Genomic DNA, 25194 nt, shown 5'->3' with positions numbered 1-25194 from the left:
GAGCTGGGAAAATGAAAAAGTATATGATCTTTATCTTTTTGTTAGCAACTGCCTTCCTCGCAGGCTGTCAATCTGATAACTCTACGAATGCGGAAAGTAAAGAGTTGAGCTGGTATACATCTTCAGGTTATTCTCCGCAATCTTCTACAACTGCCGCTGCAGAGTATATCTCTGGTATGGTGGAAGATTTTGAAAGCGATTACCCAGGAATAAAACTAAACACACAGATACAGTCTACAAACATAGCAGAGGCAATGTCGAAATTATTAGAGCAAGCTAACCAGGGCAGAGCGCCTGATCTTGCAGTTATCGACTCTTATCTGTTTCCTCAATATACCGAATACTTACAACCGCTTGATGACCTAATGGAAGAAAAGGGAATGGAACCTGATGACTTCTTATCGTTTGCACAGGATGTGATTACTGGTCCAGATGGTAAAGTCTATGGCTTATATATGACTACAGATACTAGAGTGCTATTCTACAATAAGGAATTGGTTCCTGAACCTCCACAGACATGGGAAGAGATTATCGAGATTGGCAAAGAATTAAAAGAAAAAGGGTATGATGGCATAACGACACCTGGAGGAAGAGGGGAAGGAACCTCTGTAACGACATTATGGCCGCTGTTCTGGGGAAAGGGTGGCGAGTTAGTCGATGATGATGGGAATCCTGTCTTTGGTGAAGGTAAAAATAGAGATATTATGATTGAAGTTTTGGAAACGGTACAAAATGCTGTCAAAGAAGGAGTACTCCCGCAACGAGTAGCAGGTTATGGTAGTGAAAATGACCAAAATGAAGAAATTGCTGCCGGGAATATTGCTATGTTTATTGGTGGTAACTGGCAAGAGGCAACGTTGAAGGATACATTAAGTGAAGAAGAATTCGAAAAGTGGGATATTGCTCCAGTGCCTACTCTTGAAAATGGTGAAAAAACAACGACTGCTGGTGGATGGGTTTGGGGTATCTTTACCGATGATCCTGAGAAAAAGGAGGCCGCTTTTGACCTGGTTTACAGAACCTTTACAAGTGAAGAAGGTATGGGTAAATTTGCATCTGTGTATGGTGGTTTGCCTGCAAGATCCTCCGTTTATGACTCTGAACACTATGAAGGTACCAAATTCAGTGACGTATACAAAGAAATGCTTGATGGCTATGCGCGTATACGACCTGGATCGGAATATTATCCTGAGATTTCCAACGAGATGCAAATTGCAATTTCTGATGTTATTTCCGGAAATAAGGAGCCGGAAGAAGCAGTGGATGATGCTTGGGAAGTTGTAAATAAGGAATAAGGATGAAGTTATATATGAGAGAAAAAGAATCATATCCAATAGGTACCAGACTTAATCAAATGTTTTTCCAATCGGCGTTACCCTGGTTAATGCCGATTGGACTGGTTTTACTTTTCGTTTATTTCTATCCTGTATTTGAAATCGTTCGACTTAGTTTTACGGATGCAACATTAATTGACGATAACCATATATATACCTTGGACTCCTATCGTAATTTACTTTCAAATCCAAATTTTTTCCAGATGCTGATGACCACTTGTATTTTTGTCTTTTTTAGTATTCTTTTTCAGATGTTATTGGGATTCATTGTTGCAATCGTAATTGATCAAGGCCAGAAAAGAGGATTGAAAGGGACCGTTATTACTAGAACGGCTGTTTTAACCGCTTGGGCAATTCCTGGAGTTGTTATAGGTGTAATCTGGAAAATCCTGTACAATGAGACAGATGCAGGGATCATCAACTATTTGCTGAATACCGTTGGAATAGAAACCATTCCTTTTTTATCCGACCCGCAAATGGCTTTGTTTGCCGTCATCTTTGCCAACATTTGGCGTGGAACGGCCTTTAGTATGATTCTGATTTATGCAGGATTAAAAACCCTACCGACTGATGTCATTGAAGCAGCAAAAATTGATGGTGCAAATGCATTTCAGCGAGCTATAAAAGTTATCCTGCCGATGCTTGCTCCCATGTTACTTATAAATCTAGTAATTATCTCTATAGATACGTTTAATACTTTTGATATGGTTATGGCTTTAACTGGCGGAGGACCTGGCCAGAGTACGGAGGTTATTTCTTTAAGTATATACAGTACGATATTCAATCAATTCAACCTAGGACAAGGTGCGGCAACATCCGTAATTTTATTGGGCATAAATGTACTGATGACGATTGTCTATATATTGTTTTTAGGTAAGGGAGGGAATAAGTGATGCGAAAATCGGTTCGTGATCTGATGACAAAGATAGGCCTATATGGATGTTTTGTGATAACGGTATTGTTCTTTACATTCCCTCTATTGTGGGTGTTATCCTTATCTTTTAAATCATCAGAGGAACTATATAAAGTCCCTCCAACACTTTTCCCGGAAAGGTTTCATCTTGATAATTACTTCCATGTTATCGAAAACAATGACATATTTCTCTACTTGGCCAATTCAACCAAAATTGTATTTCTGACTGTTCTCCTAGTATTGATAATTGCTGTACCAGCTGCTTTTGCTTTATCGAGATTTCAATTTAAGCTAAAACCTATCGTGTTGATTACGATATTAATGACGCAGATGATATCAGCAGTCGTTATAGCTATTCCTTTGTACAGATTATTCGTTAAGTTAGGCTTACTAAATAATCTTGCTTTCCTGGTAATTGTTTACGTTGCTGTTGTTCTTCCATTTTCCACTTGGTTTTTAAAAGGGTATATCGATACAATACCAAAAGAATTGGACGAAGCAGCTACTGTGGATGGATGCAATAAATTTCAAACCTTAGTGAAGGTGCTCCTTCCTTCGAGTATACCGGGAATCATTTCAGTAATTATCTTAGTCGCAGTTCAAAGCTGGTCTCAGTTTGTCATTCCATTTATATTACTGGATAATATGACCCTCTATCCAGTTTCGGTTGGTATCATCAACCTGCAATCCACTCAACAAGCTGTTACAACTCATTATTTGGCTGCAGGAAGTATTCTTTCCATTCTTCCGGTAATCATCTTATTTGTTTTATTGCAAAAGTTTATTGTAGGCGCCTTAACAAGCGGGGCTGTTAAAGGGTAGTGGGTATGAATGATGGATATACTGATTTTCGACAAAAACCGACAAAAACCGGGAAGTGACAGGCACCTATATGGAGCCGGCTTCCCGGTTTTGTGTGGATGATTATCATTTTACGTTTTCAAGTTTTGGTTTTTCTTTTTTCGATGGATTCGATATACCTTCCAATCCTGTTCATTGCCGTTTCGATTTGTTCGATCGATGTGGCATAGGAACAGCGGATATAGCCTTCTCCTGATGGACCGAATGCATTTCCTGGAACCACAGCAACTTTTTCCTCCTGGAGCAGTCCTGCTGCAAACTCCTCTGAACTGAGTCCGGTTTGCTGAATCGAAGGGAATACATAGAATGCCCCACCTGGTGTGTGACATTCCAGTCCAATTTTATTAAGGGATTGGACCGTGAAATTCCTTCTTCTCCAATAATTTTGCCGCATCTTTTCCACTTGCATAGAGCTGTTTCGTAAGGCTTCAATTGCCCCCATCTGCAGCATGGTTGGTGCACACATCGTGGTATACTGGTAGATTTTCACCATGACATGGATCAATTCCTGCGGTGCGGCAAGAAAGCCTAGACGCCAGCCGGTCATGGCAAAGCCTTTGGAAAAACCATTGACTGTTATGGTTCTTTCATACATGCCGGGAATCGATGCAAAGCTTGAGAATTCCTGATCATAGGTTAGTTCTGCATAAATCTCATCGGAAACAACGAGCAGATCATGTTTCTCGACAACGCTTGCGATTGCTGTCAGCTCTAATTTATTCAGGCTCGTTCCTGTTGGGTTATTTGGCGTACATAGCAGTATTGCTTTCGTCTTGTCAGTGATGGCATCTTCAAGCTGTTCAGGAGTTACTTTAAACCCATTAGAGGCATTTGTTTCTACTTGAATTGGGACTCCGCCAGCCAGTGTTACAAGGGCAGAGTAAGAAACAAATGCAGGTTCGATGATAAGTACTTCATCTCCAGGATTCAAAATGGAACGGAATGCCAGATCAATCGATTGGCTCGCGCCGACCGTTACAATAACCTGATCCTCCGCCCGATAGTCGACATTGAATCTTCTGTTTAAATAATTTGAGATTTCCTGGCGAAGCTCTAATAGACCGGCGTTTGCCGTATAGGAAGTAAAGCCATCCTGCAAGGCCTCGATTGCATATTCCCTGATATTCCAGGGGGTGACGAAATCGGGTTCGCCTACACCAAGTGAAATAACGTCCTCCATGCTCGCCGCCAGGTCAAAAAATTTCCGGATACCGGAAGGCTCAAGTCCCATTGCCGTTTTGGAAAGGTATTGCTGGTAATTCATACTCATGGAGAAACCACCATTCTCCGGTCTTTGTCTTCATTACCTTCAATAATGACGCCATCATGTTTGTATTTTTTCAAAATGAAATGGCTCGTTGTCGAGACTACGTTTTCAAGCGTCGCTAATTTATTGGATACAAATAAAGCAATTTCCTTCATTGTTTTTCCTTCGACAGTTACGGATAAATCATATGTGCCGGACATCAGATAAAGCGAAGTTACTTCGGGATAGCGGTATATCTGTTCTGCCACTTCATCGAATCCAACGCTCCGCTGAGGTGTCACCTTAACATCGATCATGGCGACAATGGTTTCTTTCCCTTCGATTTTGTTCCAATCGATAAGGGTAGGGTAGCTTACGATAATTTTTTCATCTTCCAGTTTTTTAATCAGTTTTTTTACGTTTTCTTCGGTCAAACCCAACTGCATTGCAATGGATTTGGCAGATACACTATGATTATCATCCAGTATCGATAAAATATTTAACTCTTCCGTTGTCAGTTTCATATCATCCGCTCCCATAACTTCCAAATTTTATTTATTATATTATGTAAATTCGCAAATGAACAATACAATGAAGAAATTATATCATTTTTGGAAATTAAACAACAGACGGAATAGCAGATATTCCGTTAATTATAATTAGCCGTAAAACAAATTCGACAAAATTCGGGAAGTGACAGGCACCCAAAAGGCACCCAAAAAGAAGGAGTTTTGGGTTGTTTATCGAATTTATAGTGAAGGGTTTCGAAATAGGGTGCTGTGGTAATTGGAGTACCTTTGATTTGGAGGGGTTAAATGGAAAAGATATTGCTTTATTTAATCATTTTCCTGGCTGTCTTTCTTATCCTCAACAGGTATTTAAGATGGTGGGCAAAATCGGCCTTTGTTGTCTTTTATACTATCGTGATTTATTACTTTCAAAAAGGCTATACGAAACTGAATAATGATTATGAGGCATACCGTTCTGAGAATGGATACAATCACAATGATGCGGCAGATGTGGCGATGCAGGAGAATTTCTGGGATATGCAGACAGAACATGTTGCTGCATACCAAGGTTTCTTGCTTATTCCGGCCTTATCGCTACTGATCTACTCTTACTATAAATGGCTGCAAAAGGCTCCAAGCAGAACAAGGAGGATCCTGATTGGTATGAGCATCATTCCCGTAAGTATCCTCTATCTCTTTATATCGCTGCAGGTCGCGATGCTGGGCTATCAGCCATGACCCTTTGCAGGAGAACTTAATGGTTCTGCAGCCCAAACAGATACAAGAAAGAAGGGGAAAGAAATGGAATTGAAATTGAAGAATGGGCGTTCTTTGACAGTTCGGTCATACATAGAAGATGACTTTAAGTATATCCAAAAGCTGAATGAGGAAGAGCATTGGACCAATTTGGCTGCGAAAAAGCAAGACACGAAGGATGCGTGGAATAATTCCAATGTTACATTTGTCGTATTGGATCAAGGTGAAATAGCTGGATATATCAGAGGTCTTACAGATCAGTCTATGACATTATTTATCTGTGAATTGTTAATTAGCAAAGATTATCGGCGCCTTGGAATAGGACAGGAGCTGCTTCAGTTTGTACATCGTTTATATCCGAAAACAAGAATAGAAATGCTTGCATCGAGCACATCCAGAACCTTTTACGAACAGCAGAAATATAGACCGTTTTATGGATTTCGTAAAACATACGAGGAGCATGATTAAACAAAGCATGTATGCATGTTTTAACAGGTATAACTTTTGCTTCTGCAAATGGATGAAGGCTCTAGGAGCTTATTGAGGACTCAGAGCAGTATCACGTTTACATAGCAATGATAAATTAGTGGGGGAGATAGATATGGGCAAGGTTGTAGGTTTTGAAATGAGCAGTCAGCAGCCGGAGAAAGCGGTAAAATTCTATTCTGCTGTTTTTGGCTGGGAATTTTCTGATCCGCAGTGGGGTTACTGGTCAGTTTCTCAAGAACAAGCTAAGGGAGAAACGACCTTAAATGGCGGGATAAGCAAAGGTCCTCATGACTATCCCCATGGAACACGTATTCAGATAGAAGTTGATTCAATAGATAATTACATCATTGAAGCAAAAAAGAACGGAGCCATGGTTGTACGTGAAAAAATGGAGTTTGATGAATTTTTCCTTGCCTATTTAGTAGATCCTACTGGAAATGGTTTCAGTCTAATTCAATCAAAATAAACCATCAATTACTGAAGAAGCGGGGATTTCACATGAACAAGGATTTTCCAATCATCGAGACTGAAAGATTAGTCCTCAGAAAAGTTTTAAAAGAGGATGCGAAAGATATGCTCGCCTATTTATCCGATAAAGAAGTCGTAAAACCAATGGGATTGGAGCCGTTCCAAACCGAAGAAGATGTCCTGGACGAAATTCACTGGTACGACACCATATATAATGACGGAACAGGAATAAGGTGGGGAATTGCACTAAAAAATTCTGATAAAGTTATCGGAAGCTGTGGTTTTCTTAATATGCAAACTAAACATTTTCGGGCAGAGGTTGGTTATGAATTGAATAAAGAGCACTGGGGTAAAGGCATAGCCAGTGAAGCATTGGCGGCTGTTGTGGCGTTTGGTTTTCGGCAGTTTCAGCTGGAAAGAATAGAAGCTTTAATTGAACCAGACAATATTGCCTCGCAGAAACTTGTGGAAAGACAGTCCTTCATAAGAGAAGGCTTATTGAGGCATTATGAATTCACTTGTGGGAAATTTGATGATTTATATATGTATTCAGTCATTAGAGGAGATTTAGCTTTTTAAGTAATAATCATGACTTTATGCTTCATAAAGAACAGACCTTACTGGATAAAACTTTTAGTTAAGCGTTAAATCAGAAGTATATTTGGATTTTTTTAGGAGAACTTTATTATGGCCACGGTTAGCAGTTTTGTATGGTTGTACAGAAACGAAATTTATCGAGAATGATGGATTTAGATTATGAACAGTCAGCAGGAAATGAACGGAAGGATGCATGTCCTATTTAGGGATGTGCATCCTTTTTATGGTCACATAGCTTGAGGTTCAACTGTGCTTTCAGTCCAACTGCTGCAATAGCTGGAGAAGCCAGACATTCACCTATGTTTTCCAGCTGAATAACCTATATGATAATGTGATATATTTTGGAGGTGTCATATGGGTTATTTTGTAAATGTCGAGTCCGGAGTTAATTTATATGTGGAAGATATTAACCCAAGAGGGAGCAAGACGATTGTGTTTCTGCATGGCTGGCCACTAAGCCATAAACAATTTGAATATCAATTCGATGTTCTTCCGGCCATGGGGTACCGTTGTATAGGAATTGACTGGAGAGGATTTGGGAATTCGGATAAACCAATGGATGGATATACTTTCGATAGGCTGGCAGACGACATTCTTGCGGTGGTCCAGACACTTCATTTGGACGATATAACGCTTGTCGGCCATTCGACAGGAGGCTCGATTGCGATTCGCTATATGTCCCGAACGAATGGTTATAAGGTTTCAAGGCTGGTCCTTATCGATGCAGCAGCACCTGTTGGTTTAACTGCTGAAATAGCAGATCGATTTCTGAAAGGAGCGCTCCATGACCGGCCGAAGATGATGCAGGATGTTACGGATGGTTTTTTCTTTCAGTATATAACGGAGCCGTTCTCGGAATGGTTCTTGCAAATGGGCCTTCAGGCTGCCGGATGGTCAACCGCTGCAGTCATTAGGACGCTGAGGGATGAAACGCTTTATGACGACCTGCCGAACATTACGGTGCCGACTTTAATTGTTCATGGCGTCCATGATGGCGTCGTTCCATTTGCACAGGCACAGGAGCTGGATCAAAAGATTCGAAATTCGCAGCTCGTACCGTTTCAATATAGTGGCCATGGACTTTTCTGGGAGGAGCATGATACGTTCAATCGGCTTTTAGCACAGTTTATTGGCTGACAAAAGGCATAGAAAAATGACAGTATCATTCATATTTTTCAAATGATGCATTTCCTTTATGGAGATGCATATTTATTGCCACTTTGAAATAAGGTGGGTTTTTCAAGGATGGTTTACGGGAATGTAATATTAATCATTTGAAGAACGATAAAAAAGTGAAGATAAGGATGTTTTCTATGGGAACAGGAAAAACGTGCAAGGTGATTGGAATCGCTGGCGGTTCGGGAAGCGGGAAATCGACATTCGCTCGAAAATTGGCAGAGTCATTCGACCGCGAGAATGTGAAAAAAGTCGAAATGGATGATTATTTTAAAGAGGAAAAGCCGAAAGTGGAAGCACCATTTAATGTGGGACAATACGATGATTATGATCATCCGGATTCCGTAGATAGGGAAAAATTGGCGATTGATTTAACGCATTGGATGACTTCGAATGCCTATGATGTCATTATTCTAGAAGGATTAATGGGATTATATTTTGAGGAAATAAGGGATAAGCTTGATTTAAAATTATTTGTGGAATGTCCCTCTGATGAACGGCTGGTTCGTCGCTTGAAAAGAGATAATGATAAACTGACCTTTGACGAAATCACATCGAAGTATCTGGATTTAGTCAGACACCGTCATCATGAGTTCATTGAGCCGACAAAATGGCATGCAGATCTGATCATAAATGGCTCCCAGCCTTCTGAAAAATCATTGGAAGCCATCCGTAAATGGACACAAAATTAAAGGGAGGTGCCTGTCACTTCCCGAATTTTGTCGAATGTTGCTGACTGTTCAAGATGCCATGGCCATATAGGCGATATAAATAATGATTCCTATGAATCCAAGCAGATAGGCATAGAGGGCAGGATTAAGCAAAATGGGGTGTCTTCGGGTTCCTTTGAATTCTGTATCGGATTCCCCTTTTGTTTCCACCGTTTTACCGACCCTGAGCGTATAGAATAAAGCAAAAATGATTAATAAACCGCTTAAAACAAGCAAAATAATCATGTGAAGACCGCCTTTTTTTCCCATATGTTTTGACGAATTGGGGATAAATATACATATGTACAGAAAACAAATGAAAAGATTTGGCGTAAAGTTGGTTATCCTTGCTTGTTTTTATTTTCCTTTATTAATCATAAGTAAAATGGTATGATTAATTATCATTATCATTATCATTATCATTATCATTATCATTATCATTATCATTATCGAATTTTAACGCTGCTTTTTACCCACTATCTTGAGGAGGAATTACAATGAATGAGAATTTTCCCGTTATCTCGCAGGCAGAACAGTTTTACTACAAGGGAGGTAAAACAGGTATTCTTATTTCCCATGGTTTTATGGGGACTCCACAAAGTATGCGATTTATAGGTGAAAAGCTCGCTGATTATGGATATTCTGTATTTGCTCCGCGGCTGGAGGGGCATGGAACGCATTATTTGGATCTGGAACAGCGGACATCGGATGACTGGCTGGAATCATTGGAGGCTGGTTATCTGGTATTGCGAAAGCATTGTACAACGATTTTTGTCCTCGGTCAATCGATGGGAGGAACACTGGCGCTCTGGCTTGCACGAAAGCATCGGAATCTGGCTGGAGTCGTGTTAGTTAATCCGGCACTGGAGATTCCGTCGTACGAATGGTTAAGAGGCAAGATGGAGCCAAGGTATCTGGATGAGGGAGAACCGGATATTAAAGCAAGGGATGTCCATGAAATTACGTATTCGAAAACTCCTATTAAAGCGATTCAAACACTGCAGGGGTTAATGGACAAAACACCGGAAATACTGCGTGAAATAAATTGCCCAGTTCTAGGCTTTAAATCGATTGAGGACCATCTCGTCCCTGCTGATAATACGGATTATATTCTGGAACATATCGACTCTGATATAAAGCAATGCATTGCATTGAAAAATTCTTATCACGTTGCATCGATGGATCATGATAAAGATCTGATTGTAAGCGAGTGCCATAAGTTTGTTCAACAGCAGATTGGAGTAAAAAAGGTACCGAATGCCTGATAGCGAATAACCAGCCAGCGCTTTGCCGTCCATTCTTAATCACTAAAAGATGGCAAGCACGTTTCTCCGCCTTTCTATGCCGATCGGAATTCCTTTGCTCTATTCCGTTCGTTTTTTTAAAGCCACCAACTCCGACCGAATACGAGAGTGAATCGATGGATCAGTTCAGTCAATTCAATTCAATTCAATTCAATTCATTCAATTCTAATTTAATGAGATTGTCATTCCCTCTGTACTTAACCGGAATTCACCTTAAAACCCTTTTCATTCAACCTTCTCAGCCTATGCCAAAAATGGCAGTAACCTCTATTCTATGCAAGTAGTTGGACAAGAAGTACTTCGTCCGAATAATATATTCAATATTTAATATTATCAAACTATTCTGTAATAATTGTCACTTAGTCTTAAACAAGCTGTAACCGCAGATAGAGAGTTCCTATGCTAATATTGAGCTTGTCAATATTAAAAGGGGGACTACATAATGAAAAAGTTGGTTGCCGCATTTATAGGGATGATTGTTGTATGTTTTGCTGCGACGACGGTGTCAGCAGAGGAATATGAGGTACAAAAAGGTGATAATCTTTGGACGATAGCAAAAAACAATAACACAACCGTGGAAGTGTTGATGAATATAAATGAATTGAAAGACTCCTTGATTTATCCGAAGCAGATTTTGGAGATAGAAGAACCAGAGCCGGAGTATTATATTATCCAAGAGGGAGATACGCTGAGTCAGATTAGCAGAGATCAAAGCACAGACGTATCGATAGAGGAACTGAAAGAATGGAATGAACTTTCATCCGATCTGATTATTATTGGACAGAAACTGGTTGTGGACAATTTCGATACCTTTGAAGAGGCGTCGTTAACAGCGTCGGGAGAACCGGAATCTGAAACTTCAGTATTTGAAATAGCATCAGCGGAAGAGTCAATATCAGGAAAAGAAAGCGATGAGCAGGAAACGGCCACAGACAGTACTCAAAAAGTGGAAGCAAATGCCAGGTCAGAAGATCAAGAGAAAGATCAAGAGAAAACGATAGAGCAATCAAAAAGGAAGACAATTTCTGTAGAATCGACTGCTTATACAGCAGGGTGCTCCGGATGCTCAGGCATAACAGCAACCGGTATAAATTTGAATAATAATCCTTATGAAAAGGTAATTGCCGTTGATCCGAACGTTATCCCGCTTGGCACAAAAGTTTATGTGGAAGGATATGGGTATGCCGTTGCTGGTGATACGGGGGGTGCCATCAAAGGGTATAAAATAGATGTCCATCTACCGACCAAATCTGAGGCTTACAGTTGGGGGAGAAGGACGGTTGAACTTACCATCCTAGAATAAAAATCATGGACAAAAAATAGAATAAAAAAATCGGGGCGGTTATCCTGTTTGCTTGACCTTTAGGGTTGAGTGCAGGATGACCGCCTCCGTTTACTTGAATATCATACATAATATTCATCTAGTGCTGGTTGATTGCACGGAGCGGAAATCGGCTAAAGCTGGCACGTAGCTGTATCTATCAAACAACAATACTTATGAATAGACCGTTCCGAAAAGAATCTGATTTTTGCAATTCAGCTTACGGTAAAAAAATCCCTGCAGATTATGTAAATTCTGCAGGGATTCTTTTAGTTTTCTTCTATATCTTTACGTTTCTTCTTAAATAGCTTGGATAGTACTTCGTAAACGACCGGTACGATAATCAATGTTAACAGAGTTGAACTTGTTAGACCGCCGATTACGGTAATACCAAGACCTTTGGAGACGAGACCGCCACCGCCGGAACCGATTGCTAATGGAATCAATGCACCGATTGTAGCAAGTGCTGTCATTAGAATTGGACGAAGGCGTGTCGCTCCGGCTTCCAGAATTGCTTCACGCATTGTCATACCGTCGCGTTCCATATGGATAATTCGGTCCACGAGTACGATTGCGTTCGTTACAACAATACCGATTAGCATCAATAGTCCCATCATTACGGATACGGAAATTGTTTCATCTGCAATCAGCAGGCCGACAAAGGAACCAATCACTGCAAATGGCAGGGAGAACAGAATCGCAAATGGTGCAACACCTTCACCAAATGTTACGACCAGAATGAAGTATACTATCGCAATCGCTGCTATCATGGCAACACCGAGCTGAGTAAATGTTTCATTCATGTCTGCTGCAACACCGGCAACGCCGATTTCTACTCCTTGCGGCAATTCAATATCATCAATTGTCTCATCCATTTCAGATGTCACTTTTGAAATATCCTCATCAAGGATTGTACCAGTAACGGTTGCATAGTATTCATTGTTACTGCGTGACAACGTATTTAAGGTTGTTCCTTCTTCAACGGTCACCAATTCGGAAAGCAGCATTGTTGTACCAGGAGCAGCAGCTATCGGAACCTCAGTTTCCAGCATTTCTTCAACTGAATTCGGTTCGGATTTCTTATCCTGCTGCACGATCACATCAAGTGTTTCGCCGTCTTTTTCGATAGTGGTTAAAGCATTCTCTGTGGAAGAGGTGTTTAGCATTCCGACGATCTGGCCGGTTGTCAGGCCATATTGGATGAGTTCATCCTGCTCAACATTAAACACATATTCCACATAAGCGTCCTCTGCACTGGAAGAAACGTCCTTAAGTCCATCATTATCATTCATGGCATCTTCCACCGTTGCAACAGCTTCGTTTAGCTTGTCTAAATCTTCACTATAGAATGTGTAGCTGACTTCATTGGTCGCCATCGACATCGAAGTGAAATCCTGGCTCTTCCATTCACCTGATTGGCCGATATTGGTTACATATTCTTCAATTTCATCACGTGCTTCTGGGAAGCCGTCCATTTCCGGATCGAAAATCACATACAATAATGCTCCGCCGGCACTTCCACCCATCATCGCCGTTGTCATGTCGGCTGATTCTGGATCATTGACAGATAATTGAACGATATCAATATCTTCATGCTGCAGAAGTTCTTCTTCAACAACCGCAAGATTTTCCAATGTATCATCCATCAATTCACCTGTTTCAGGAGTATAGGTCAGATACATCACTTTCTCTTCTTCACTTCCTAAGAAGCTAAAACCGATTAAAGGCGTCAGCATCAAGCTTCCGACTAGTAGTACAATTGCTGTTATGGAGGTAATTATTTTATGGTTCAAGGTCCAGTCAAGTATCTTTTTGTAGCCGTTTGAAAGTTTGCCATGTTCTTTGTGGCTGCTTTCCGTTTTTTCTTTGTACAATTTCTTCTTGAATAAGAAGTGTGACATTGCTGGCACTATCGTGATTGCAACGATTAATGAAGCGACGAGTGCGAATGTCATGGTCAAGGCAAATGGCAAGAACAATTCACCGACCATACCGCCTACAAAAATAAGTGGTGCAAATACAGCAACCGTTACTAATGTAGAGGATAATATTGGTTTGAACATCTCAATAGTTGCTTCACGCACCAATGCACGACCTGTAAGTTTTTCTTCTTTTAAATGTAAACGTCTATAGATATTTTCCACTACAACGATGGAGTCATCGATTACACGGCCAATGGCAACGGTAATTGCACCCAAAGTCATAATGTTCAATGTGATTCCAAGCCAGTTCAGCAGCAGTAAAGCCATAAAGATGGATACTGGAATGGAGACGATTGATATAATAGTAGATTTAAAGTCTCGTAAAAACAGCAAAATAATTAAAATCGCAATTAATCCACCGAATAACGCCTTTTCAATCATTGTGTTTACGGAATCTTGAATTGGCTGCCCCTGATCGAGTGAAATATCGACGACAAGGCCTTCGATGTTTTCTTCTTCCTCTTCAACTAAGTCCTTTACTGCATTCACGACATCTACAGTATTGGCTTGCTGTCCTTTGACAATTTGAATGGCAATAGCATCTTTGCCATTCGTGCGGGAAATAGATTCTTCTTTACCAACTGTTTCAATTGTTGCAACATCTTCAAGTTTCACAAATGGATTGGGATTTGCCTCGGAAGGTGTGACAGGAATGACCATCTCTTTTAATTCTTCTTCGGTCATGAATTTACCGTCGACAGATACAGCCTGTTCGCCTTCTTCAAACTCATAAAGGCCTAAGGAAACGGCCATATCACTTGCCTGGATCATTTGCTCAATAGATTCTTGGGTCAATTCCAGTTCAGACAGTTTCGCTTCATCATACGTCAGCTGGACCTCTTCAATATGCTGTCCGGTTATAGTTGCTGAGGCAACGCCATCGATTTTTTCGATTTTGGGAAGCAGACTGTCATTGACTGTTGATGTCAGCCCGACAATATCTTCGGTTGTACTGCTTGCACTTAATGCGACGACAGGCATCATATTCATGCTGATGGCTGTAATATTTGGTTCCTGTGCATCTTCTGGCAAGGAAACACCGTCAAGTGCCGCCTCCAGTTCGCGTTTTTTCTCATCCATGTCGATGCCATAATCGTATTCAACCTGAATACTCGCCATGCTGGATGATGAATCTGAATAAACGGCTTTAACATCTTCAAGGTTTTCCACCGCTTTTTCTAATGGAATCGACACGTCTTCCATTACCTGTTCTGGAGTTGCTCCTGGATATACATCCATCACCATTAAGTATGGAATGGAAATATCCGGAATTGATTCTGTCTTCATCTGTGTACCTGAATAAATACCTGTCGCCGTTATGATGATTGTTAACAACCATACGGCCAGTTTATTTTTCAGGACGAAATTTACGATACTTCTCACTATTGCACCTACCCTTTATTGACTTAATTAACTCAAGTATTTATAATAATGACTAATCGGTCAAAAGTCAATGAAATGCGCGTGAAAGCGAGTGTGAAATTATGATGAAGAAACAATTAATTATGGAAAAATCTTTGGAACTTTTTGCGAAACAGGGATTTGATGCAACTTCTGTACAGCAGATCACGGAACATTGCGGGATTTCAAAAGGCGCTTTTTACCTGTCTTTTAAGTCCAAACATGAATTGATTTTAGCGTTGATCGATTTCTTTATGATGGAGATTGTGTCTGATATTGACCGGGTAGTCAGAGGGGGAGAAAAGGAGAAGCTTCTTTTTGAGTTCTATCAGGTGATTTTTGGTTCATTTAGCAAGCACTCTAACTACGCCAAAATCTTTATTAAAGAACAGACACATTTTATCAATGATGATTTTATTACAAAAATGCATCATTACAATCATTTAATAGAGACATCCATCCTGACGATGATTGAGCGATTATATGGAGAAAAAGTGGCAGATATCAAATACGACTTGGTTTATTGCATCCAAGGTTTTATGAAAACCTATTCAGAGCTGTTTTTCTTCCATAATTTTCCGTTGGATTTAGAGACGCTATGCCGCTCGCTGGAAGAGAGGACAAATCTATTGGCTGCCTATTCGACGATTCCCTTCATAACGGGAGATTTGGTTCAGCTGATTAGGAAACCTGAGAGCGATGAGACATCAACCGATGAACTCGTACAGCTGCTGGATCGTCATATAGATGAAATGAGTGACTCAATTGAAAAGGAATCCTTGGAATTATTAAAGGAGGAGCTATCCGCTCCATCTCTGGGCCGCGCGGTCATCAATGGGCTGCTGGAAAATATTAAACATCATCCTAAGTGCAAATGGACAGAATACAGACTGCGGAATTATTTTCAGCTCTCATAAAAGGCTGTAATCCTCTAAAAGTTGTTGTTTTGGGGTGATTTATAGAATGGCTGTGAATGTGGCGATGTGAAAAACCAACGGCAGGAGACCGCAAAAGAAAAACTGTGATAGTCTCGTGACCGCTGGTTTATTTATCGGACAGGATACGGGAAAATCCTGTGTTGAGCTGCTGGTCAAAGATATAGGGGCAGCAGTTGCTGGTGAATTACTCTTATTTTCCACATTTATTTCATATCTTTACCGCTGCTTTCATTTACGATGGGAAGTACCTGCCCGATCAGGCTATTTTCCTATTTCAAGAGAAAGAGCGGTGAATTCGATGTATTTAATCAGTTTAAATGGAATCAGCCAGATTATCGGCGTTCCCCAGGATACCGTTGAAAAATGGATCAAGGATTTCAGCAGTTTTATACCTAAGTCCAAGCTCAATCATGCCCTCTATTTTGAATTGGAAGCAATTGAAGTGTTCACATTTATTAAAGATTGTTTTGAACAGAACTATGAAAAATTAAGAATACGAAGAATGCTTGCGAATACAAATTTTGTTTTAACGATTGATCCATACCAGGATTAGCCGCAATCCAACGTGCTAGTCAATGATGACATTCAGTAAGTCCGCGAGCCGGATAATAAATGGATCATCCGCGTTCATTGTAATCAATCCATGAATGGAATCAATTTTAGATATTTTGCCGGTTATTTCTTTATAGTCGTGTGCTGCAAAATAGGTAAGGCGAACGGTTAGATCATTATGAATTGCCAGCTGCAGTTTCATATTTATTTCTCCGGCCTGCTGTTCATCAAGTGTCGGTTTTTCTTTATATTCCTGCTGCTTCCAAAAATCCTTCAACAATTCATTGTGCTCAGGCAGCATCATTGCCGCCCATTTAATATTTCCGCGATCATGCAAAGTCAAGCACCCACCCTTCGTCCTGCGGTTCCAGCCGAAAGGATATTTTCAATTCTAAAGGATCGTACTTCCTTCCTGAAATAACAATATGCCAACAAGGACTCATCATGCATCTCAAGTACACGAATATATCGCCCGGTAACGCGATGCTGCCGGTCCATATAAAAAATGATGATCCTCTCCCTACTTTCATAAGACTGCCATAATAGCTTTTTCATGAACCTCACTCCTTTTCGAGAACAAATGTTCCAAACGTTTGTTCTTATTATATCACATCCCCTTGAAAAATATGTAAGGTTAATTTTGGGAAATAGATGTTGCGGCGACGGAAACGGGAAATTTCAGATCGTGTAGGGCGTCCCGGTGTTGTTCGGATGAGGGCCGGTAATCGCCCGAATGCGGCCGGTAATCTCGAAATGCTGATATTTCCACTAAAATGGCTGATGCTCACAGAGAAATGGCTGATGTTCACAAGAAAAAAGCTGATGTTCACAAGATAAATACTGATGTTCACAAATTCGAGGCCTCGTATAACTTCCTACGTCCGCCGTATGTTCCGGAGCAGCCTAAATAACCGGCTAAACTTCTTCTTGATTCCCATTCCCATTCCCATTACCCGCACCCGCACCCGCACCCGCACCCGCACCCGATTTCCAATAGCGCTATACATAAAATGGGAATTTTATAAAAGTTCAGTTGATTATTTTTACGTATCTGGATATAGTTGAGAGAAAGGGGTATACATTACAGGAGTAAAGCGATTTAGCTTTAACAGCGCGATATTCAATTTCAACGATACAATTCAGCTGACAGGAAAGAGGTTAATGATGAGTGAACGAATTTTAGAGAAGAGAGAACCTTATTACGTACAATTTTATCACCTGATCAGACAGATGATTTTTGATGGGAAATATCAGCCGGGGGAGCGGGTTAATGAAACGCAGTTGGCGAAGGAATATAACGTCAGCAAGAGTCCGATAAGGGAAGCGATACGGATTCTTGAAAAAGAAGGGCTGTTGGTTGTGGATAAGTCAAAGGTGGTCGTCTATAAGCCAACGCTAAAAGACGTGAAGGATATTTATCAATGCCGAATGGCGCTAGAATCATTTGCGGTGAAGCTAACGACAAGACTGGCGAACGAGAGTGAACTGGCAGCAATCGAAAAAGTGTTGGATGATACCGAGGCAGCGATTAAAATTGGCAGCAGCCAGCATACCATTATCCCCCTTAATGAGCAATTCCATCATTTAATCCTCACGCACTCTCAGAACAATCGGCTGCAGAAGCAGGTCCATGATCTGAAGGGAATCATCTATTATTTTCGGATTTTGAATTTTAAGGGAAGCGACAGGGCGCAGGAGATTCTGGATCAGCACAGGCGAATCTTCGGGTATATCAAAGCAAGAGATGAATCACTCGCCTCAGAAGAGATGATGAAGCATTTGGAGCTTGATGTGGATCATTTATTGGAAAGCCTTCAGGAATCGGTGGAAAATCAAAAACTCTTATCATGAAAATGGTTGTTGTAAACGGTCAAGCTGCATTCTTTAATAGAATGGCAGCTTTTTCTGTTGGTACCGCAGCAAGCCTAGGGGAAAGAAAGTTTATTTCGATAGTTTGAATTTGTTATCCATCATCACTGTCTAAGTTTAAATATTGGACAGCAATCCTTTAGCGAATTATTTTTTAAATTATTAAAAAATAAATTAAAATATTATTGCTAAAAAACAGAATTTATTATATAGTGAGTTTAAATTCAGAACAGTCGACTGACGACTGTTGGAGGATATAGATGTAGGAGGCTTACAGAATGAAAAAATTTAAGGTTGCAAGCATTCCTGGAGACGGGATAGGTAAAGAAGTTGTACCTGCTGCTACCGATGTTTTGAAAGCGGTATCAGAATTGCATGGTGGTTTATCTTTTGAGTTTACAGAGTTTCCGTACAGTTGTGAGTATTATCTCGAGCATGGAGTCATGATGCCGGAAGAGGGACTGGAAAGGTTAAAAGATTTTGATTCCATATTCCTCGGGGCTGTTGGAAACATTAAGCTAGTTCCGGATCATATTTCCTTATGGGGGCTTTTAATCAAGCTTCGCCGTGAATTTGAACAGGAAATTAATATTCGTCCAGCGAAAGTTCTTCAAGGTATAAGGTCGCCGCTAGTGAATCCCAAGGACTTTGATTTGATTGTGGTTCGGGAAAATAGTGAAGGTGAATACAGTGAGGTTGGAGGCAGGATTTTTCGCGAGGAAGATGAAATTGCTATCCAGAATAATATCTTTTCGCGAAGAGGAACAGAACGAGCCATGCGCTATGCATTTGAGCTGTCTTCCAAGCGAGGAAAGCATGTGACCAGTGCGACAAAGTCAAATGGGATCGTCCACTCCATGCCTTTTTGGGATGAAGTATTTAAAGATGTCTCCAAGGAATATCCGGATATCCAGACGGATTCGCAGCATATTGATGCCCTGGCGGCTTTCTTCGTAACGCACCCGGATAAATTCGATGTCATTGTAGCCAGTAACCTGTTTGGGGATATCTTAACGGATATTGGTGCCGCAATAATGGGTAGCGTTGGAATTGCACCTGCTGCAAATATAAATGTGAATGGAAAATATCCATCGATGTTTGAACCGGTTCATGGTTCAGCTCCGGATATCATCGGGAAAGGAATTGCCAATCCAATTGGTCAAATCTGGACAGCAAAAATGATGCTTGATCATATCGGGGAAGAGGAAATTGGAACATTGCTGCTGGATGTTGTTGAAAGTGTAACAAGTGACGGGATCATCACACCGGATATCGGCGGAAAGCATACAACAAAGGAAGTTACGGAGGAGCTCATCAGTCGCTTAAAAGCGAGAACCTAACATCATAGTAGCAGTGTCCTGGTGGGAATCTATTTAATCTTTTAGGATAGATTCCTATATTGGCAATTGAATGCAAGCGCTTTCTATAAACCGTTACCCAATCACCACAATAAAAGGAGTGTTAACATGAGCAATCTGAAACAGGAAGAAGTATTGGAAGACTATGATCTGAATCCAAAACAGAAATTCAAAATCGCTGGTATCGAGGGACCGATCTTCTTGGCAATTGTAGCTGTATTACTCGTTGGTGTTTATATGGAAATTCTGCCGATGAATTTTGCGAGCGGGCTGATTGTCTCGATGGTTCTTGGGATATTGCTGATGTGGATTGGTGATCAGATTCCCGTATTCAATACGTTTGGCGGCGGACCGATTTTGTGTATTTTGATACCTGCATTATTCCTCTTTTGGGGGTGGCTGCCAGAGAGTGTCGGGACATTGACAGATACATTCTATAATGAGATCGGTTTTTCTGATTTTGCAGTGACAGGTATTATTGTCGGAAGTATTTTAAGTATGGATCGCAAAATGCTGATGAAGGTTGGTGCCCGCTTTTTCGTTCCGCTGTTGGGTGCTGTAATCTCCGCATTGTTGATTGGTGGGCTTGTTGGTCATCTGGTTGGATTCGGATTCAGCAGAACCATTTTCTTTGTTGTTGGCCCCATTATGGGAGGGGGAATGGCTGCAGGAGCGGTACCGATGGCCGAAATTTTTTCATCCACTACTGGCGAGAGTTCGGGAGCCGTCCTAGCACAAATTGCTCCAGCTGTTATGGTCGGCAACATGGTATGTATCCTTGCGGCGGGTGCCTTAAATGGTTTGGGGAAAAGAAAAAACAGATTGAAAAACTTTTCTGGCGATGGGCAGATATTGAGATTAAAAGAGGGAGAAGAGGAACTCAATCTAAAAAGTGATAATTCTGCATTTCCTTTTACTATCAATAGCCTAATCATTGGGATCATTGTTGCAACAACAATCTTTGTCTTTGGGAAAATTGTTGCTGAACTCATTCCGACATTTCATTCATATGTATGGATTATCTTGGGTGCGGCAGCTCTAAAAATCTTCAACCTGCTTCCGGGTTATATAGAAAAAGCGGCTGAGGATTGGTATGAACTGATCACAAAAGCATGGGTTCCGGCGATTCTTGTAGCAATCAGTGCAGGTATGATTGATTTTTCAAGTGTAATGGATATCCTGACAAATCCTAGTTACATCAGCTTGACCGTTATGACCGTAATTATTGCTGTGCTTGCTGCTGGATTTTTTGGTCTATTGGTCGGATTCTATTTTGTGGAGTCTTCCATTTCTGCTGGTCTTGGTATGGCGGACATGGGCGGTTCCGGTGATGTGGCAGTACTCAGTGCCGCGGAAAGAATGGGATTGATGCCATTCCTGCAAATATCATCTCGTATCGGTGGTGCGATGATGCTGATCATTTTATCGATCTTAGCTCCTTTCCTAATGTAAATAATTATAAAGATAATGTTCAAGGAGGGTTGGGAATGAAGGTATTGATCGCGATTGATTCGTTTAAAGGAAGCATCTCCTCCTCAAAAGGAAGCGAAGCCATTTCCAAAGGAATAATGGAAATTTATCCAGATGCAGATATAATAGCGCTTCCCCTTGCAGATGGTGGCGAAGGAACGACAGAGGCATTGATCCATGCGATGAAAGGAAGGTGGGTGGAAAAGCGGGTGACCGGGCCGTTGGGAGAAAATGTAACGGCAAAATACGGCATATCAGGGGACGGGGAAACGGCGATGATTGAAATAGCGGCTGCCTGTGGCCTGCCGCTGATTCACCGGGAAGAGCAACAGCCGTTAAAGGCAACGACATATGGTGTGGGCGAACTGATTAATGATGCAATCAGCAAAGGTTGCCGCAGCTTTATAATTGGACTTGGCGGCAGTGCGACCACAGATGCCGGTATTGGTATGCTTCAGGCGTTGGGTTATCGTTTCCTGAATGAAAAGAAGGAAGAAGTGGGATTTGGCGGAGGAAGTCTTAGTGAAATTCAAACTATTGATATAAAGCAGGCTAATAATGTGTTAAAGGAATGCCGTTTCCAGGTGGCATGTGATGTGAAAAATTTTCTTTATGGTATCGACGGAGCTGCCCATGTATACGGTCCGCAAAAAGGGGCAAGTGAAGGAGATGTACGATTGCTCGATAAAGGGCTGAAGCATTTTGCCGACAGAGTCTCAGAAGAGCTGAATCTGGATATTCATGCGATGGAAGGAGCTGGGGCAGCAGGTGGCTTAGGGGCCGCTTTTGCAGGTTTTCTTCAGGCAAATCTGCAGTCGGGGATTGAACTGGTGCTGAAACAGGTTAAACTTGCGAAACAAATCGAGGATGCTGATTTTGTGATTACAGGAGAAGGCCGGCTTGATGGGCAGACTTCTATGGGGAAAGCTCCCTTGGGGGTTGCGCAGCTTGCAGACAAATATGATATCCCGGTCATTGCTTTAGCAGGAGGGATCAATCAGGAGAAATTTACTTTGAATGACGATGGGATAACATCCTGCTTCTCGATTATGAATAAGCCGATGACACTGGAAGATGCGATGGATACAGAGACTGCATTTGATAATTTAAGATTCACCGCCAATCAATTATTTCGGTTGGTAAAAGCCATCAAGTAAGAGGGGGAATACAATGAAAATTACAGATGTAAAGGTTATACCTGTAAATAGGTTTTTGTATGTGAAAGTATTTACGGACGAAGGAATCACAGGTCTTGGAGAATCCGGTGCATGGGGGTTTCTGGATGCTTCTGCTGAGGCAGTTAACTCGTTTAAATCCTATCTCATTGGAAAAGATCCGCTGCAAATTGAACATCATTGGCAATATATGTACCGTTCCTTCCATTTTCGGGGTGCTGCCATCATGGGGGCAATCAGTGCGGTTGACATAGCCTTATGGGACATTGCCGGGAAATATTTTAATGTGCCAACATATATGCTGCTTGGAGGTAAAAGCAGGGATAAAATCAGAACCTATTATCATGTGCACGGTGAGACGACGGAAGAACTTGTGGCAAACTGTGTCAAAGCAAAAGAACAGGGCTTTAATGCAATTGGCCATCTATCTCCCTTTTTAGATGAGCCAAGAAGCACGCCTTATTTCCAGCCCTATGTAAAAATGATCAATGAAGCTGTTGAGCGAGTACGGATAATCCGCGAGGCGGTCGGGGATGATGTGGACCTCTGTCTGGAATTGCATCGAAGGATGAAACCGGGAGAAGCAATTGCATTTTCAAAAGCAGTCGAAAAGTATCATCCATTCTTTTTGGAAGATCCCCTAACGCCGGATAATTTTGATTCCATGGCACTTGTGGCCAGTAAATCAAATGTACCAATCGCAACTGGAGAAAGAATCCATTCTATCCAGGAATTCGAAATGCTTCTCTCGCGGAATGCTATGTCCTATGCAAGGACAAGTGTGTGCCTTTGCGGCGGTATTAGCGGTACGAAGAAAATTGCTGCAATTGCGGAAGCACATGGCGTACCAATCGTTCCGCATAACCCGTTGAGTCCTGTCAGTACTGCTGCATGTATTCAGATTGCGACAGCAGTGGATAATCTGGCGATACAGGAACTCCCAGACCACAACACCATATCGGCTACAGAAAGGTTTACCAGTACCGATGCCATCGAAGAAGTGAAATTTAAGCAGCGTGATATGGTAACGTGGGTTCCTTCGGTTACGGATGGATTTATTGAGGTGCCTGTACAAGCTGGTATTGGAATTGATCTGGTGGAAGATGCGGAAGAGAAGTTTCCATATAAGCGGAGAGAGGTTAACACAAGACTGCATATGGATGGATCGATTGTTGACCAATAAGGTAGCGTATTAAAAATGGAAAGACCTTAAAGCAGGTATATGGCTTTAAGGTCTTTGCTTTTTTCTCAAAACTGAAAAATTGCAATGTGTGGACCGCAGAGCATGAAATTTATACATGCGGCAGTAAAAACTCACTTATTTATAAAAAACGAGCGCACTGGCTGGTCCTGTTTACGTGTTTTGCTGCTTTGGTTATTGTTTCATTTTTTCGTCTAGAAGCTTGAAGGCTGCACGGAGATCCTCTTTTGGGATTCCCTTATACAAATCGCCAATGCTGATTTCACAGTAACAGGATCCTTCATTCATCTTCACCAAGTAGCTGGTGAATCCGATGCCGGTTGCCTGCTGAACCTCTGTCAGAATCGCCGCTACTTGTTCGTTAGCATAATGAAAATGAACATGGAACATATTCGACACCGGTTTGAGTGGGACCGTGGATATGCCATGACAGGAATTGAAGTATCCGGCCAGCTCCTTGGCTCCCTTCCAGTACTGGTCCATCTTATGTGAGCGCTGATCGACATAATAATCAGCTGGGATAATATATGGATAAAGGCTGATCAAATCCCCTCCATAACGCCGTTTCCATACTTTAGACTGTGCTATGAATTCTACTGTACCTGCAAGAATTGCTCCAGCAATCCCGCCAATCCCTTTATAAAAAGAAATATAGACACTATCAAAGAGCGCGCAAACTTCTGCCGCAGACTTTCCGTAATAGGGCAGAACTTCGAAGAGGCGTGCACCATCGAGATGTAGTTTAATAGAATGTTCGCGGCAATAAGCTGAAATGAGTTTTAACGAATCAAAGCTTGGCAATTGGCCGCCAATTTCACGCTGAGGCAATTCCAGCAGTATACAGGAAATATCCTCCTTGATATTTGCGATATCCTCAAACGTAATGAGCCGGTCCGTTTCACCAAGCAATATGGTTTCGATTTGATGCAGTTCTTTTAAACCGTCTTCTTCATGTATTTCCAAATGGGACAATGGGTGGTATGCAACTTTTCTCGAACCTTTTTCATCACACCAAATACGCAATGCAATTTGCTGTGCCATCGTACCGCTTGGGAAAAATACTGCTGTTTCTGTTCCCAATATACGAGCCATTTTTGCTTCGAAATTTTCAATGATATGTCCTTTACCGTACATATCACTTTCCGTTTTACCATCAACCGTATGAAAAGCTTCTCTTAAAACATCGATATTGCGATTACCATGACCTTTCAAATGATAGCTGGTTTGGTTATAGGATTCTTTTAATCGAATTGTTTCACTCATTATGTAAACACCTGTTCCTTTCTTAAGTTAAGGTTATGGTTTGCGGGTAAACCCTATATTGATCCTAGTATAACGTAAAAGCAGTGGATTGGCGGCAATGTCCTGAAAATATGAATCCGCTAATTTATTGAAGTGAAGAAAGGAGGGAATATCCAGGGGATTCGTATGATACGAATTTAGCTTCTGATTGAAACGCTTTGTTCCAAGCATCCTTTAATCCTCCTACTTCTTACCCCTAACAAAAGAATCATCTTCCTGTTAATGCAAGGTAAATACTATTATTTAACTAAAAATTAAAACA

At 41.2% G+C, this 25194-nt stretch carries 26 protein-coding genes; 19 read left to right on the top strand and 7 right to left on the bottom strand.

The window, feature by feature from the left end; translation table 11 throughout:
- Positions 1-11: 11 nt before the first annotated feature.
- From OMHG_RS12935 to OMHG_RS12925, 3 genes are read left to right on the top strand one after another with little or no spacing between them, the layout of a single operon-like run.
- Positions 12-1295, top strand: coding sequence for an extracellular solute-binding protein (locus tag OMHG_RS12935; RefSeq protein WP_010651299.1), 1284 nt, complete (start codon positions 12-14; stop codon positions 1293-1295).
- 14 nt (positions 1296-1309) lie between these two features.
- Positions 1310-2227: a carbohydrate ABC transporter permease gene (locus OMHG_RS12930; protein WP_010651298.1), complete on the top strand. Its 918-nt coding sequence runs from the start codon at positions 1310-1312 to the stop codon at positions 2225-2227.
- Entirely contained in the window at positions 2227-3069 is an 843-nt protein-coding gene (locus OMHG_RS12925) for a carbohydrate ABC transporter permease (protein WP_010651297.1), read from the top strand. The genes OMHG_RS12930 and OMHG_RS12925 overlap by 1 nt, the downstream gene beginning before the upstream one ends.
- 118 nt (positions 3070-3187) lie before the next feature.
- On the opposite strand, the gene OMHG_RS12920 is transcribed toward OMHG_RS12925, so the two are convergent.
- Positions 3188-4378: an aminotransferase gene (locus tag OMHG_RS12920; RefSeq protein WP_010651296.1), complete on the bottom strand. Its 1191-nt coding sequence runs from the start codon at positions 4376-4378 to the stop codon at positions 3188-3190.
- Positions 4375-4878, bottom strand: coding sequence for an Lrp/AsnC family transcriptional regulator (locus OMHG_RS12915; protein ID WP_010651295.1), 504 nt, complete (start codon positions 4876-4878; stop codon positions 4375-4377). The genes OMHG_RS12920 and OMHG_RS12915 overlap by 4 nt, the downstream gene beginning before the upstream one ends.
- A 291-nt stretch (positions 4879-5169) precedes the next feature.
- On the opposite strand from OMHG_RS12915, the gene OMHG_RS12910 reads away from it, so the two are divergent.
- The 6 genes from OMHG_RS12910 to OMHG_RS12885 all read left to right on the top strand — a co-directional run bounded on the left by OMHG_RS12910 (position 5170) and on the right by OMHG_RS12885 (position 9041).
- On the top strand, positions 5170-5601 hold the full coding sequence (locus OMHG_RS12910) for a hypothetical protein (RefSeq protein ID WP_010651294.1): 432 nt from the start codon (positions 5170-5172) through the stop codon (positions 5599-5601).
- 63 nt (positions 5602-5664) lie between these two features.
- The gene (locus OMHG_RS12905) at positions 5665-6087 is read left to right on the top strand and encodes a GNAT family N-acetyltransferase (protein WP_010651293.1); all 423 of its coding nucleotides are present in this window, start codon (positions 5665-5667) and stop codon (positions 6085-6087) included.
- Between the two features lie 133 nt (positions 6088-6220).
- Positions 6221-6574, top strand: a complete 354-nt coding sequence (locus OMHG_RS12900; protein ID WP_010651292.1) for a VOC family protein — start codon at positions 6221-6223, stop codon at positions 6572-6574.
- A 32-nt stretch (positions 6575-6606) separates the two neighbouring features.
- Entirely contained in the window at positions 6607-7155 is a 549-nt protein-coding gene (locus OMHG_RS12895; protein ID WP_010651291.1) for a GNAT family N-acetyltransferase, read from the top strand.
- Positions 7156-7527: 372 nt separating this feature from the next.
- A complete protein-coding gene (locus tag OMHG_RS12890; protein ID WP_010651290.1) occupies positions 7528-8310 on the top strand; it encodes an alpha/beta fold hydrolase in 783 nt (260 codons plus the stop codon).
- A gap of 176 nt (positions 8311-8486) precedes the next feature.
- Positions 8487-9041, top strand: a complete 555-nt coding sequence (locus OMHG_RS12885) for a uridine kinase family protein (RefSeq protein WP_010651289.1) — start codon at positions 8487-8489, stop codon at positions 9039-9041.
- Between the two features lie 48 nt (positions 9042-9089).
- Here the strand turns inward: OMHG_RS12885 and OMHG_RS12880 are convergent, their stop codons facing one another.
- Positions 9090-9305, bottom strand: a complete 216-nt coding sequence (locus OMHG_RS12880; protein ID WP_010651288.1) for a hypothetical protein — start codon at positions 9303-9305, stop codon at positions 9090-9092.
- 251 nt (positions 9306-9556) lie between these two features.
- Here OMHG_RS12880 and OMHG_RS12875 point away from each other — a divergent pair, with 251 nt between their 5' ends.
- Together OMHG_RS12875 and OMHG_RS12870 are read left to right on the top strand one after the other, a co-directional pair.
- On the top strand, positions 9557-10324 hold the full coding sequence (locus tag OMHG_RS12875; protein WP_010651287.1) for an alpha/beta hydrolase: 768 nt from the start codon (positions 9557-9559) through the stop codon (positions 10322-10324).
- Between the two features lie 481 nt (positions 10325-10805).
- On the top strand, positions 10806-11666 hold the full coding sequence (locus tag OMHG_RS12870; protein WP_010651286.1) for a 3D domain-containing protein: 861 nt from the start codon (positions 10806-10808) through the stop codon (positions 11664-11666).
- Positions 11667-11953: 287 nt separating this feature from the next.
- Here the strand turns inward: OMHG_RS12870 and OMHG_RS12865 are convergent, their stop codons facing one another.
- A complete protein-coding gene (locus OMHG_RS12865) occupies positions 11954-15049 on the bottom strand; it encodes an efflux RND transporter permease subunit (RefSeq protein WP_010651285.1) in 3096 nt (1031 codons plus the stop codon).
- Positions 15050-15150: 101 nt separating this feature from the next.
- Between OMHG_RS12865 and OMHG_RS12860 the strand changes: the two genes are divergently transcribed.
- Together OMHG_RS12860 and OMHG_RS12855 are read left to right on the top strand one after the other, a co-directional pair.
- Positions 15151-15984 (top strand): TetR/AcrR family transcriptional regulator, encoded by an 834-nt coding sequence (locus tag OMHG_RS12860; protein WP_010651284.1) that lies wholly within the window; start codon positions 15151-15153, stop codon positions 15982-15984.
- Between the two features lie 115 nt (positions 15985-16099).
- A complete protein-coding gene (locus tag OMHG_RS12855) occupies positions 16100-16558 on the top strand; it encodes a MerR family transcriptional regulator (protein ID WP_010651283.1) in 459 nt (152 codons plus the stop codon).
- Positions 16559-16573: 15 nt separating this feature from the next.
- On the opposite strand, the gene OMHG_RS12850 is transcribed toward OMHG_RS12855, so the two are convergent.
- A complete protein-coding gene (locus OMHG_RS12850) occupies positions 16574-16894 on the bottom strand; it encodes a YolD-like family protein (RefSeq protein ID WP_010651282.1) in 321 nt (106 codons plus the stop codon).
- A 314-nt stretch (positions 16895-17208) separates the two neighbouring features.
- Here OMHG_RS12850 and OMHG_RS12840 point away from each other — a divergent pair, with 314 nt between their 5' ends.
- From OMHG_RS12840 to OMHG_RS12815, 6 genes are all read left to right on the top strand, one after another.
- Positions 17209-17394: a hypothetical protein gene (locus OMHG_RS12840; protein ID WP_010651280.1), complete on the top strand. Its 186-nt coding sequence runs from the start codon at positions 17209-17211 to the stop codon at positions 17392-17394.
- Between the two features lie 327 nt (positions 17395-17721).
- Positions 17722-18408: a GntR family transcriptional regulator gene (locus OMHG_RS12835; protein WP_010651279.1), complete on the top strand. Its 687-nt coding sequence runs from the start codon at positions 17722-17724 to the stop codon at positions 18406-18408.
- Between the two features lie 296 nt (positions 18409-18704).
- On the top strand, positions 18705-19766 hold the full coding sequence (locus tag OMHG_RS12830; RefSeq protein ID WP_010651278.1) for a tartrate dehydrogenase: 1062 nt from the start codon (positions 18705-18707) through the stop codon (positions 19764-19766).
- Between the two features lie 126 nt (positions 19767-19892).
- On the top strand, positions 19893-21236 hold the full coding sequence (locus tag OMHG_RS12825) for a 2-hydroxycarboxylate transporter family protein (RefSeq protein ID WP_010651277.1): 1344 nt from the start codon (positions 19893-19895) through the stop codon (positions 21234-21236).
- A gap of 35 nt (positions 21237-21271) precedes the next feature.
- Positions 21272-22411: a glycerate kinase gene (locus OMHG_RS12820; protein ID WP_010651276.1), complete on the top strand. Its 1140-nt coding sequence runs from the start codon at positions 21272-21274 to the stop codon at positions 22409-22411.
- 13 nt (positions 22412-22424) lie between these two features.
- Positions 22425-23612 carry a mandelate racemase/muconate lactonizing enzyme family protein gene (locus OMHG_RS12815; RefSeq protein WP_010651275.1) on the top strand — a complete coding sequence of 396 codons (1188 nt, stop codon included), beginning with the start codon at positions 22425-22427 and terminating at the stop codon, positions 23610-23612.
- Positions 23613-23804: 192 nt separating this feature from the next.
- Here the strand turns inward: OMHG_RS12815 and OMHG_RS12810 are convergent, their stop codons facing one another.
- Both OMHG_RS12810 and OMHG_RS18395 read right to left on the bottom strand, forming a co-directional pair.
- Positions 23805-24893 carry a threonine aldolase family protein gene (locus tag OMHG_RS12810; RefSeq protein WP_010651274.1) on the bottom strand — a complete coding sequence of 363 codons (1089 nt, stop codon included), beginning with the start codon at positions 24891-24893 and terminating at the stop codon, positions 23805-23807.
- A 33-nt stretch (positions 24894-24926) separates the two neighbouring features.
- The gene (locus OMHG_RS18395) at positions 24927-25103 is read right to left on the bottom strand and encodes a hypothetical protein (protein WP_154648238.1); all 177 of its coding nucleotides are present in this window, start codon (positions 25101-25103) and stop codon (positions 24927-24929) included.
- Between the last annotated feature and the right edge of the window lie 91 nt (positions 25104-25194).

It is taken from the genome of Oceanobacillus massiliensis str. N'diop, from assembly GCF_000285495.1.
Lineage (GTDB): Bacteria > Bacillota > Bacilli > Bacillales > Amphibacillaceae > Oceanobacillus > Oceanobacillus massiliensis.
Note: the sequence above shows the minus strand (reverse complement) of the source record. Positions and strands in the feature narration are given on the sequence as shown.

Bases quoted from the DNA above. Each gene is read 5' to 3' on its own strand.
- OMHG_RS12935 (WP_010651299.1), top strand. From the start codon at position 12: ATGAAAAAGTATATGATCTTTATCTTTTTGTTAGCAACTGCCTTCCTC.
- OMHG_RS12930 (WP_010651298.1), top strand. From the start codon at position 1,310: ATGAGAGAAAAAGAATCATATCCAATAGGTACCAGACTTAATCAAATG.
- OMHG_RS12925 (WP_010651297.1), top strand. From the start codon at position 2,227: ATGCGAAAATCGGTTCGTGATCTGATGACAAAGATAGGCCTATATGGA.
- OMHG_RS12920 (WP_010651296.1), bottom strand. From the start codon at position 4,378: ATGAGTATGAATTACCAGCAATACCTTTCCAAAACGGCAATGGGACTT.
- OMHG_RS12915 (WP_010651295.1), bottom strand. From the start codon at position 4,878: ATGAAACTGACAACGGAAGAGTTAAATATTTTATCGATACTGGATGAT.
- OMHG_RS12910 (WP_010651294.1), top strand. From the start codon at position 5,170: ATGGAAAAGATATTGCTTTATTTAATCATTTTCCTGGCTGTCTTTCTT.
- OMHG_RS12905 (WP_010651293.1), top strand. From the start codon at position 5,665: ATGGAATTGAAATTGAAGAATGGGCGTTCTTTGACAGTTCGGTCATAC.
- OMHG_RS12900 (WP_010651292.1), top strand. From the start codon at position 6,221: ATGGGCAAGGTTGTAGGTTTTGAAATGAGCAGTCAGCAGCCGGAGAAA.
- OMHG_RS12895 (WP_010651291.1), top strand. From the start codon at position 6,607: ATGAACAAGGATTTTCCAATCATCGAGACTGAAAGATTAGTCCTCAGA.
- OMHG_RS12890 (WP_010651290.1), top strand. From the start codon at position 7,528: ATGGGTTATTTTGTAAATGTCGAGTCCGGAGTTAATTTATATGTGGAA.
- OMHG_RS12885 (WP_010651289.1), top strand. From the start codon at position 8,487: ATGGGAACAGGAAAAACGTGCAAGGTGATTGGAATCGCTGGCGGTTCG.
- OMHG_RS12880 (WP_010651288.1), bottom strand. From the start codon at position 9,305: ATGATTATTTTGCTTGTTTTAAGCGGTTTATTAATCATTTTTGCTTTA.
- OMHG_RS12875 (WP_010651287.1), top strand. From the start codon at position 9,557: ATGAATGAGAATTTTCCCGTTATCTCGCAGGCAGAACAGTTTTACTAC.
- OMHG_RS12870 (WP_010651286.1), top strand. From the start codon at position 10,806: ATGAAAAAGTTGGTTGCCGCATTTATAGGGATGATTGTTGTATGTTTT.
- OMHG_RS12860 (WP_010651284.1), top strand. From the start codon at position 15,151: ATGATGAAGAAACAATTAATTATGGAAAAATCTTTGGAACTTTTTGCG.
- OMHG_RS12840 (WP_010651280.1), top strand. From the start codon at position 17,209: ATGTTGCGGCGACGGAAACGGGAAATTTCAGATCGTGTAGGGCGTCCC.
- OMHG_RS12835 (WP_010651279.1), top strand. From the start codon at position 17,722: ATGAGTGAACGAATTTTAGAGAAGAGAGAACCTTATTACGTACAATTT.
- OMHG_RS12830 (WP_010651278.1), top strand. From the start codon at position 18,705: ATGAAAAAATTTAAGGTTGCAAGCATTCCTGGAGACGGGATAGGTAAA.
- OMHG_RS12825 (WP_010651277.1), top strand. From the start codon at position 19,893: ATGAGCAATCTGAAACAGGAAGAAGTATTGGAAGACTATGATCTGAAT.
- OMHG_RS12820 (WP_010651276.1), top strand. From the start codon at position 21,272: ATGAAGGTATTGATCGCGATTGATTCGTTTAAAGGAAGCATCTCCTCC.
- OMHG_RS12815 (WP_010651275.1), top strand. From the start codon at position 22,425: ATGAAAATTACAGATGTAAAGGTTATACCTGTAAATAGGTTTTTGTAT.
- OMHG_RS12810 (WP_010651274.1), bottom strand. From the start codon at position 24,893: ATGAGTGAAACAATTCGATTAAAAGAATCCTATAACCAAACCAGCTAT.
- OMHG_RS18395 (WP_154648238.1), bottom strand. From the start codon at position 25,103: ATGCTTGGAACAAAGCGTTTCAATCAGAAGCTAAATTCGTATCATACG.